At 70.9% G+C, this 10,175-nt stretch carries 7 protein-coding genes; 2 read left to right on the top strand and 5 right to left on the bottom strand.

The genetic code is table 11. From position 1 onward, the window contains the following. Positions 1-765 precede the first annotated feature (765 nt). Both ppdK and AB0J02_RS01895 read left to right on the top strand, forming a co-directional pair. Positions 766-3,504, top strand: a complete 2,739-nt coding sequence (gene ppdK / locus AB0J02_RS01900; protein WP_363191536.1) for a pyruvate, phosphate dikinase — start codon at positions 766-768, stop codon at positions 3,502-3,504. A gap of 240 nt (positions 3,505-3,744) precedes the next feature. Next, positions 3,745-4,671 carry an oxidoreductase gene (locus tag AB0J02_RS01895; RefSeq protein ID WP_363191535.1) on the top strand — a complete coding sequence of 309 codons (927 nt, stop codon included), beginning with the start codon at positions 3,745-3,747 and terminating at the stop codon, positions 4,669-4,671. A 22-nt stretch (positions 4,672-4,693) separates the two neighbouring features. Here the strand turns inward: AB0J02_RS01895 and AB0J02_RS01890 are convergent, their stop codons facing one another. The 5 genes from AB0J02_RS01890 to nirB form a co-directional block, all read right to left on the bottom strand. After that, complete coding sequence (locus AB0J02_RS01890) at positions 4,694-5,326, bottom strand: hypothetical protein (RefSeq protein ID WP_363191534.1); 633 nt, start codon at positions 5,324-5,326, stop codon at positions 4,694-4,696. 123 nt (positions 5,327-5,449) lie between these two features. Then, positions 5,450-6,247 carry an SDR family oxidoreductase gene (locus AB0J02_RS01885; protein WP_363191533.1) on the bottom strand — a complete coding sequence of 266 codons (798 nt, stop codon included), beginning with the start codon at positions 6,245-6,247 and terminating at the stop codon, positions 5,450-5,452. 137 nt (positions 6,248-6,384) lie between these two features. Continuing rightward, entirely contained in the window at positions 6,385-6,969 is a 585-nt protein-coding gene (locus tag AB0J02_RS01880) for a TetR family transcriptional regulator (RefSeq protein WP_363191532.1), read from the bottom strand. 284 nt (positions 6,970-7,253) lie between these two features. Continuing rightward, the gene (gene nirD / locus AB0J02_RS01875; RefSeq protein ID WP_363191531.1) at positions 7,254-7,637 is read right to left on the bottom strand and encodes a nitrite reductase small subunit NirD; all 384 of its coding nucleotides are present in this window, start codon (positions 7,635-7,637) and stop codon (positions 7,254-7,256) included. After that, the gene (nirB, locus tag AB0J02_RS01870; RefSeq protein ID WP_363191530.1) at positions 7,634-10,174 is read right to left on the bottom strand and encodes a nitrite reductase large subunit NirB; all 2,541 of its coding nucleotides are present in this window, start codon (positions 10,172-10,174) and stop codon (positions 7,634-7,636) included. Before nirB ends, nirD begins: the two co-directional genes overlap by 4 nt. Position 10,175: the final 1 nt, after the last annotated feature.

Here is a 10,175-nt window from a genome sequence, read left to right as displayed (position 1 = left end):
TGGGCGGGCCGTCCTGACGGTGCGCTGTCGTCGTTGCTGGTCGCGCGGTTCCCCGCGCCCCTGGAGCATGCGGCTTCGACGCAGTCTCATGAGGGTGCGCCCTGCGCAGCCCCTTCACACGCCTACAGAGATGGGCACGCGGTGCGATCCCGGGATGGCGCACGCAGTGCGCATCTCAGGGGCGCGGGGAACTGCGCGACCAGCCCCCGCCGGGCCGGCACCCGACCACGACCCGCCCCTCGCGGCAGCGCCGCGCAGCTGATCATCCGAGATCTGGCCGGAACCCCCTCCCGGCGGGCGCCGGCGATACGCCCCCGCCCGCACACACCGCCCCGGCGCGACAGGCCCGTTCGACCCGTTCACGGCCCGGAGGGCGTCCGCATAGTGACATCGCGCCGTCCATCGACCCGTTCAAACGGCGTGATTCTCGCCACCTCTGATCACCCTTGCGCTCAGATGAGCGCAAATTCACTGACTGCACTTCTCCAAGACGTGGCACTCAGTGCCACTGCGCGATCATTTATGGATTGAACGCACATGAGAGCAAGGGGTGCTCATGTGAGCGATTTTCGGGGTCTACGGGAGTTGACCCTTCGGGAAGTGAACGCAGGTCGGAGGCGGCCGGTACCCGGCGGTCACTTTCGATCTCCTGGCGGACGGGTGGTTACGGCCGCATGACGGCAAAGTGGACGTACCCAGGGGCCTTGGATCTGGGTATGTTCCTCGCCGTCAGGGCAGCCACCGAGCCTCGAGGAGTCGAGACCCGTGTCGGAAAACAAAGATCCTCAGGTAGCCGTTCAAGGCGATCAAGACGTGAAGTTCGTCTACGACTTCACCGAGGGGAACAAGGACCTCAAGGACCTTCTCGGCGGCAAGGGTGCCAACCTCGCCGAGATGACCAACCTGGGGCTTCCCGTTCCTCCGGGCTTCACCATCACCACCGAGGCCTGCAAGGTCTACCTCGACAGCGGCGAGGAGCCGGTGGCACTGCGTGACGAGGTCGGCGTACACCTCGACGCCCTTGAGCGGAAGATGGGCAAGAAGCTCGGCCAGGCCGACGACCCCCTTCTGGTGTCGGTCCGTTCGGGCGCGAAGTTCTCCATGCCCGGCATGATGGACACCGTCCTCAACATCGGCCTCTCCGACAAGTCGGTGCAGGGCCTCGCGAAGCAGGCCGGCGACGAGCGCTTCGCCTGGGACTCGTACCGACGCCTCATCCAGATGTTCGGCAAGACCGTCCTCGACGTCGACGGCGAACTCTTCGAGGACGCGCTGGAGAAGGCCAAGCACGCCAAGAAGGTCGCGGTCGACACCGACCTGGACGCGGCCGACCTGAAGAAGCTCGTCACGCGCTTCAAGAAGATCGTCAAGACCGAGGCCGGGCGCGACTTCCCGCAGGACCCGCGCGAGCAGATGGACCTCGCCATCCACGCCGTCTTCGACTCGTGGAACACCGACCGCGCCAAGCTGTACCGCCGCCAGGAGCGCATCCCGGGCGACCTCGGCACCGCCGTCAACGTCTGTTCCATGGTCTTCGGCAACCTCGGCCCCGACTCGGGCACCGGCGTCGCCTTCACCCGCGACCCGGCCTCGGGGCACCAGGGCGTCTACGGCGACTACCTGCAGAACGCGCAGGGCGAGGACGTCGTCGCCGGTATCCGCAACACGGTGCCGCTCGCCGAGCTGGAGCAGATCGACAAGAAGTCGTACGACCAGCTCATGCAGATCATGGAGACCCTGGAGAACCACTACAAGGATCTCTGCGACATCGAATTCACCATCGAGCGCGGCCAGTTGTGGATGCTGCAGACGCGCGTCGGCAAGCGGACGGCCGGAGCCGCCTTCCGTATCGCCACGCAACTCGTCGACCAGGGCCTGATCGACGAGGCCGAGGCCCTGCAGCGGGTTACCGGCGCGCAGCTCGCGCAGCTGATGTTCCCGCGGTTCGACGACGAGGCGAAGGTCGAGCTGCTCGGGCGCGGCATCGCCGCGTCGCCGGGCGCCGCTGTCGGCAAGGCGGTCTTCGACACGTACACCGCGGTCAAGTGGTCGCGCTCCGGCGAGAAGGTCATCCTGATCCGCCGCGAGACCAACCCCGACGACCTCGACGGCATGATCGCCGCCGAGGGCATCCTGACCTCGCGCGGCGGCAAGACCTCGCACGCGGCCGTCGTCGCGCGCGGCATGGGCAAGACCTGTGTCTGCGGCGCCGAGGAGCTCGACGTCGACACCAAGCGGCGGCGGCTGACCGTCGGTGACGTGGTGGTCGAGGAGGGCGACACCCTCTCCATCGACGGTTCCACCGGCAAGGTGTACCTCGGTGAGGTGCCGGTCGTGCCGTCCCCGGTCGTCGAGTACTTCGAGGGTCGCATGCACGCCGGCGCCGACGACGCCGACGAACTGGTCGGCGCCGTGCACCGGATCATGGCCTACGCGGACCGGGTACGCCGCCTGCGCGTACGGGCCAACGCCGACAACGCCGAGGACGCGCTGCGCGCCCGGCGGTTCGGCGCCCAGGGCATCGGCCTGTGCCGCACCGAGCACATGTTCCTCGGTGAGCGCCGCGAGATGGTCGAGAAGCTGATCCTCGCCGACACGGACACCGAGCGCGAGGACTCCCTCAAGCAGCTCCTGCCGCTGCAGAAGCAGGACTTCGTCGAGCTGTTCGAGGCGATGGACGGCCTGCCGGTCACGGTCCGGCTGCTCGACCCGCCGCTGCACGAGTTCCTGCCCGACATCACCGAGCTGTCGGTGCGCGTCGCGCTCGCGGAGTCCCGTCAGGACAACAACGAGAACGACCTGCGGCTCCTCCAGGCCGTGCACCGCCTGCACGAGCAGAACCCGATGCTGGGCCTGCGCGGCGTCCGGCTCGGCCTGGTCATCCCCGGCCTGTTCGCCATGCAGGTACGCGCCATCGCCGAGGCCGCGGCCGCCCGCAAGAACGCCAAGGGCGACCCGCGCGCCGAGATCATGATCCCGCTCGTCGGCACCGTCCAGGAACTGGAGATCGTCCGCGAGGAGGCCGACCGGGTCATCGCCGAGGTCCAGGAGCAGACCGGCGTCACGCTGAAGCTCGCCATCGGCACCATGATCGAGCTGCCCCGCGCCGCCCTCACGGCCGGGCAGATCGCCGAGGCGGCACAGTTCTTCTCCTTCGGCACGAACGACCTGACGCAGACCGTCTGGGGCTTCAGCCGCGACGACGTGGAGGCCTCCTTCTTCACGGCCTACCTGGAGAAGGGCATCTTCGGGGTGTCGCCGTTCGAGACGATCGACAAGGACGGTGTGGGCGCCCTGGTGCGCAGCGCCGTCGAGGCCGGCCGTGCCACGCGCCCCGACCTGAAGCTCGGCGTCTGCGGTGAGCACGGCGGCGACCCGGAGTCGGTCCACTTCTTCCACGAGGTCGGGCTGGACTACGTCTCCTGCTCGCCGTTCCGCATCCCGGTCGCCCGTCTGGAAGCGGGCCGCGCCGCCTCGTCCTCGGCGGGCAGCGACCACCGCTGAGGTACTCCGGAGCCGTCGTCCGGTCCCCGACCCTCACCGATCGGCGGCGGCTCCGGTCCGCGGGACGAGAAGGCGGCACCCCTGTGCGGGGGGTGCCGCTTTTTCGGTGCGATGCGGCGATACGGGGCGATACCGGGTGAGAGGCGGGGTTGAGCGGAACAGGGTCGACCACTTGACTGTCGGGTAGGTCCACCGGTGATGACCGACGACAACGACCGACCGCGCCCAGGGAGCACCACCATGAGCGGCTGGAACGCCAGCGACATCCCCGACCTGAGCGGCCGTACGGCCGTGGTCACCGGCGCCAACAGCGGCATCGGGTACGTCACCGCGCGCGAACTGGCCCGCGCGGGCGCCCACGTCGTGCTCGCCTGCCGCAGCGCGGAGCGGGGCACCGCCGCGCTGGACCGGCTGCACACCGAAGTGCCGGGTGGTGCCGCCGAGTTCGGGGCTCTGGACCTCGGGGACCTCGACTCCGTGCGGAAGTTCGCCGCCGGGTGGGGCGACCGGCCGCTCGACCTGCTCGTCAACAACGCCGGGGTCATGGCGCTGCCGTACGGGCGCACCGCCGACGGGTTCGAGACGCAGTTCGGGGTCAACCACCTCGGCCACTTCGCGCTGACCGGGCTGCTGCTGCCGAACCTGCTCGCCAGGCCCGCGGCCCGCGTCGTGTCCGTCTCCAGCGGACTGCACGTGCTCGCCAACATCGACATCGCCGACCTCAACAGCGAGCGCGGGTACCGGCGTTGGGTGGCCTACGGCCGGTCCAAGACCGCCAATCTGCTGTTCGTGCACGAACTGGCGCGGCGCGTCACCGCCGCCGGCGCGGACCTCGTGGCCGTCGCCGCGCATCCCGGGTATGCGTCCACGTCGTTGCAGACGCGCGGTGTCCGGATGGAGGGGCGCAAGGGCGCCGAGCGGATCGTCGAAGTGGGCAACCGGATCTTCGCGCGGCCCGCCGAGGACGGTGCGCTGCCGACGCTGCACGCGGCGACCGCTCCCGGTGTGCGCCCCGACGATTTCTACGGCCCGCGCGTGCTGATGTGGCGCGGGGCGCCCGCCAGGTCGTGGCGCGCGTCGTGGACGCGCAACGACGTGGCGGGGGAGCGGCTCTGGGCGGCGTCGGAACAGTTGACGGGCGTCGCGTACAGCGGCCTGACGGGGTGAGGGAGAGGAGCGGGGGCGAGGGTCAGCGCCGGGGAGGGCGGCCGGGAGGGGGTGTCGTCGCGAGCCCCGATGTCTCGAAGATCCCTCGCGCGCCGTCCCTGTCCATCCGCTCGCCCATCTCCCGCAGCACGTCCCCGCCGGTCGCCAGCAACCCGTAGGCCCGCGCCCGCGCCGCGCCCGTCTCCAGCCTGTGCCGCAGGAGCGGGTTCGCCACGAGGATCTTGGGGTCGACCTCCACGCGGGCGCCGAGCGCGTCCCGCAGGACGAGTCGTGGCGTGCTGCCCTCCCCGCGCCGGACCGACACCAGCAGGTCCGTGCAGACGTGTCGCCGCCCGCCCAGGCCCCGCACCGCGAGCCAGCCGGGGCCTGCCGTGACGCGTGGCGGATGCAGGACGGCGTAGAGGAGGAGGGAGACGCCGGTCCACATGGCCGTGCGGGCGGGGGTGAGGGTGGAGTTCGCCGCGTCGATGGTGACGACGAGCGCGAACAGCAGCCCGGTGCAGAGCAGCGCGGCCCGTAGCTCCCGTGCCCAGTTCCGGTCCGTCGTGGTGGTCGTGGTGGTCTTTGTGGTCGTCGTCTCCGTGGCCGGCACCGTCGCCGGCGCCGCGGTGGCGCGAATCCTCGCTGTCCTCCGCGGCCTCACCTTGCGTCCCATGCAGCGCACCGTAAGCCCGGCGCCCGGCCGCGTCAGCCCCCTTGACGCGGCACTGACCCGGGCGGCCCGCACCTTGACGGTCCGCTGATGGGCGGGCCCGGCGGAACAGGCGAGGCGGACGGCTCAGGCGGTCGCCCCTCCGTCGATCACCAGATCCGCGCCGACCACCGAGGCCGCGTCCGCGGAGGCCAGGTACAGCACGGCGGCCGCGGCCTCATCGGTCGTCGACACGCGGCCCAGCGGCGATTCGTCCTTCATGCGTACGGCCCGCTCGGCGGAGGTCTCGCCCGGGCGCAGCGACATGGTGGTGGCGACGGGGCCCGGGCTGACCGCGTTGATGCGGACGCCCTCGGAGATGTGGTCCAGGGCGGCGCCGCGGGTCAGCGCCGAGACGGCCGCCTTCGAGACGGCGTAACCCGTCAGGCCCGGGGCCGACTTGTGGGGGCCCAGGTTCGAGGAGACGTTGACGACGGCGCCGCCGCCGGTCTGGCCGCGCATCTGGGCGATCTCGGCCTGCAGCGAGTACAGGATGCCGGTGACGTTCGTGTCGAGCAGGGCCTGCCAGTCGTCGTGGGCAAGCTCGCCGACGGTGGTCCCCGCGCCGCGCAGTATCCCGACCGCGTTCACGGCGACGTCGAGCGAGCCGAACCGGTCAACGGCCTTGAGGACGGCGGAAGTTGCCTGATCGGATCGGCTCACGTCCGCCACGTGGGCGAGAGCGGTGCCGCCCGCCGCCTCGACGAGCGTGACGGTCTCGTCCAGCGGTGCGGGGGAGCGGCCCGTGACGACCACCCGTGCGCCCTCCGCGGCGAGGGCGAGCGCGACGGCCCGCCCCAGGCCCGAGCCCGCGCCGGTGACGAGGGCGGTCTTGCCGGAGAAGCGGTCGCGGGGCACGGACGGCAGGGAGGGACTGGAGGGCATGGAGGCTCCTGTGTCTGGTGTTCTTGACCGATCGGTTCAGTATGAGGACGTGGAAAGGCAAAGATCCGCTACGGGCTGCGTGGAAGGTGCGGCTACGTGAAAGGTGGGGCTGCCCGGAAGGGGGCGAATCCGCGGGGTCAGTCCAGCAGGGTCAGCGCCTGCTCCGCCGCGTCCCGGATGCGCCCGGTGTCCTGCGAGGCCTTGCCGACGACGCGGATGCCCTGCATGAGGACCAGCAACAGGCGGGCGAGCGCGCGCGGGTCGCGGTCGGCCGGCAGCTCGCCCTGGGCGCGGGCGCGCAGGAGGGCGCTGTGCAGCACGGTCTCGATCTGCTCCCAGCTGCGCTCCACCCGGCGGGCGGCCTGCGGGTCGTGCGGGCCGAGCTCCGTCGCGGTGTTCGTGACGAGGCAGCCGAGCAGGCGCTCGTCATCCGTGGTCGCCTCGGCGGCGAACCGGCGCACCAGGGCGCGCACGGCGGGCAACGCGGGTCCGCCGCCGGACAGTTCGGCGAGCACGTGCAGGTCGGTGGTGTCGGTGTAGCGGTCCAGCGCCTTCAGGTACAGGGCGTGCTTGTTGCCGAACGTCGCGTAGATGCTGGCGCGCCCGATGCCGAGATGCTCGACGAGGTCCGCCATCGACGTCGCCTCGTAGCCGCGCCGGTGGAACAGCTCCAGGGCTGCCTGCAGCGCGGCGTCCGGGTCGAATTCCTTGGTCCTGGCCACGGCGGTGAATCTACGGGTATCCAGAACGGCCGGTCAAGTATGTGAGGACTTCCTCTGCGCGAGGACTTCCCTCCGCGCGAGGGTGGGTCCCCGGGAGTTTGAAGGCAGGCCCTAGGCGCAATGCCGTTGCGTTACGGGCGATCTTGCCCTTTGTCGCCCCAGGCTCATGAACCGCCGTGACACGGTGGACTCCTGCGGTTCTTGAGAATGTCACCAGGATGCGCGCCGCGCCTGCGCTCGGGGGTGCACGCACCAAGATCGCGGCCAAGGCAACGGCATTGGCCCTAGGCGGTCCGTACCGGGTAGGCGTGGACGGCGATGGCCTCGTCGTCCAGGCAGCGTCCCGTCTCCAGGTCGAAGCGCTGCTTCAGCAGGGGCGACGCCACGAACGGGCGGCCGAGTGCCGAGCCCAGCAGTCCGCGCGAGAGCACCGCCGCCCCGGTGAACGGGTCCGTGTTGTCGACCGCGTACACGCGGCCCGACCTGTCGAGGAAGACCGCCGCCTGCCGGCCGTCGGGCAGCAGGGCCGCGACCCCGCGCCCCGGGGTGAGGAGGGAGAGGTCGCAGACGGTCAACCAGGCGTCTTCCAGGCGGAGTTGGACCAGGAGCGCCGTCTTCTCGGGAGCGGCCTTCGCCATGGCGGTCGTCGTCATGGTGGTCGTCGTCATCGGGTGACCAGTCCTTCCAGGGGGATCAGCGGCAGTTCGGGCTTGATCTGGTCGCGCTCGGGGACGAAGCGGACCGTCGGGTCCGGGGTGTCGGGGGCGTTCACGAAGGAGACGAAGCGGGACAGGCGCTCCGGGTCGTCGAGGGTCTCGGACCACTCGTCGCGGTAGTGCGCGACGTGCGCGGACATCAGGGACTCCAGCTCGTCGCAGATGCCCAGCGAGTCGTGCACGACGACGTCCCGTACGTGCTCCAGGCCGCCGTCGATCCGGTCCAGCCAGGCCGCGGTCCGCTCCAGCCGGTCGCCGGTGCGGATGTAGAACATCAGGAACCGGTCGATCAGCCGGATCAGCTCGGCATCGCTCAAGTCCTGCGCCAGCAGGTCGGCGTGACGGGGCGTCATGCCGCCATTCCCGCCCACGTACAGGTTCCAGCCGTTGGCCGTGGCGATGACACCGAAGTCCTTCGACTGGGCCTCGGCGCACTCCCGGGCGCACCCGGAGACCGCCGACTTCAGCTTGTGCGGCGCCCGCAGGCCCCGGTAGCGCAGCTCCAGGTCGATCGCCATACGGACCGAGTCCTGCACGCCGTACCGGCACCAGGTCTGCCCGACGCACGACTTCACGGTCCGCAGCGACTTGCCGTACGCGTGCCCGGACTCGAAGCCCGCGTCGACCAACCGGGCCCAGATCATGGGCAGTTGGTCGACGCGTGCGCCGAACAGGTCGATGCGCTGACCGCCCGTGATCTTCGTGTACAGGCCGAAGTCCCGGGCCACCTCGCCGATCACGATCAGCTTCTCCGGGGTGATCTCACCGCCCGGGATGCGCGGCACGACCGAGTAGGAGCCGTTCTTCTGCAGGTTGGCGAGGAAGTGGTCGTTGGTGTCCTGCAGCGCCGACTGCTCGCCCTGGAGGACGTAGCCGTCCGCGCCGATCGACGGGGCGAGCGAGGCGATGATCGACCCGACCGTCGGCTTGCAGACCTCGCAGCCCTCGCCGCCGCGCGCCTCCTCGCGGCCGTGCTCGTCGAGCAGCCGCGCGTACGTCGTGATCCGCTTGACGCGCACGATCTCGTACAGCTCCTGGCGCGTGTGCTGGAAGCAGCCGCAGAGCCCCTCGTCACCGGACTTCGGCAGCAGCTGCCCGATGAGCTTGACGCAACTCCCGCACCCGGTACCGGCCTTGGTGCACTTCTTCACCTCCGGCAGCGAGGTGTGCGCGCAGATCTCGCCCTTGGTGACGTTGTGGCAGGAGCAGATGACGGCGGAGTCGGGCAGCGCCTCGGGGCCGAGCTGCGCCGGCGCGCCCGCCCCCGCGGGCAGCACCAGCTGCTCGGGAGCCAGCGGCGGCACGGTGCCGGTGAGCGCGCGCAGCGTCCCGTACGCCTCCGCGTCGCCGACGAGGATGCCGCCGAGCAGCTCGCCCTCACCGCCGATGACCAGCTTCTTGTACGTGCCCGAACGCGAATCGGAGTAGACGACGTCGAGGCAGCCCTCGGTCGCTCCGTGCGCGTCGCCGAAGGACGCCACGTCCACGCCGAGCAGCTTCAGTTTGGTGGAGAGGTCGGCGCCGGTGAACCCGTCGGTCTCGTCCTCGGCGATGGCGGCCGCGGCCGTCACCGCCATCTCGTACCCGGGCGCCACCAGCCCGTACACCCGGCCGTCGGCGGCCAGCGCGCACTCGCCGATCGCGAACACCGCGGGGTCGCTGGTGCGGCACCGCTCGTCGACGGCGATGCCGCCGCGCTCACCCACCGACAGGCCCATGTCGCGGGCCAGTTGGTCACGCGGCCGGACGCCCGCCGAGAAGACGACGAGGTCGGTCGCGAGCTCCGAGCCGTCCGACAGTTTCATGCCGCGCACGGCGTCACCGCGCTCCGGATCGGCCACGATCTCCTGCGTGCCGACCCCGGTGTGGACGGAGAGGCCCATGTCGGTGATGGTCCGCAGGAGCGCGGCGCCGCCGCCCTCGTCGACCTGGACGGGCATCAGCCGGGGCGCGAACTCCACGATGTGCGTCGTCAGTCCGAGGCCCTGGAGCGCGCCCGCGGCCTCCAGGCCGAGCAGCCCGCCGCCGACCACGGCGCCGACGGTCGCGTTCTTCTTCGCGTACTCCTCGATCGCGTACAGGTCCTCGATCGTGCGGTACACGAAGCAGCCCGTCGTGTCCTTGCCGGGGACCGGCGGCACGAACGGGTACGAGCCCGTGGCCAGCACCAGCGCGTCGTAGGTGACGGTGAGGCCGGACCGGGCGCGCACCGTGCGGGTGGCACGGTCGATCTCCACGGCGGGGTCGCCCAGGTGCAGCTCGATGCCGTGCTTCTCGATGAACTCCGGGTCGGTCATGGAGAGTTCCTCGGGCGTCGTGCCCGAGAAGTACGAGGTGAGGTGGACGCGGTCGTAGGCGGGCCGCGGCTCCTCGCACAGGACGACCACGCGGTGCGTCCCGGTCAGGCCGCGCTCGGCCGCCGCTTCGAGGAAGCGCTGGCCGACCATGCCGTGGCCGACGAGGACGAGGGTGGGCGTTGAGGTCGCCATG

It is taken from the genome of Streptomyces sp. NPDC050264 (assembly GCF_040655895.1).
In the GTDB taxonomy this organism is placed as follows: Bacteria; Actinomycetota; Actinomycetes; order Streptomycetales; family Streptomycetaceae; genus Streptomyces.
Note: the sequence above shows the minus strand (reverse complement) of the source record. Positions and strands in the feature narration are given on the sequence as shown.

Excerpts from the sequence above, each read along its gene's own strand:
- AB0J02_RS01895 (WP_363191535.1), top strand. The coding sequence starts at position 3,745 with ATGAGCGGCTGGAACGCCAGCGACATCCCCGACCTGAGCGGCCGTACG.
- AB0J02_RS01890 (WP_363191534.1), bottom strand. The coding sequence starts at position 5,326 with ATGGGACGCAAGGTGAGGCCGCGGAGGACAGCGAGGATTCGCGCCACC.
- AB0J02_RS01885 (WP_363191533.1), bottom strand. The coding sequence starts at position 6,247 with ATGCCCTCCAGTCCCTCCCTGCCGTCCGTGCCCCGCGACCGCTTCTCC.
- nirD (WP_363191531.1), bottom strand. The coding sequence starts at position 7,637 with ATGACGACGACCACCATGACGACGACCGCCATGGCGAAGGCCGCTCCC.
- nirB (WP_363191530.1), bottom strand. The coding sequence starts at position 10,174 with ATGGCGACCTCAACGCCCACCCTCGTCCTCGTCGGCCACGGCATGGTC.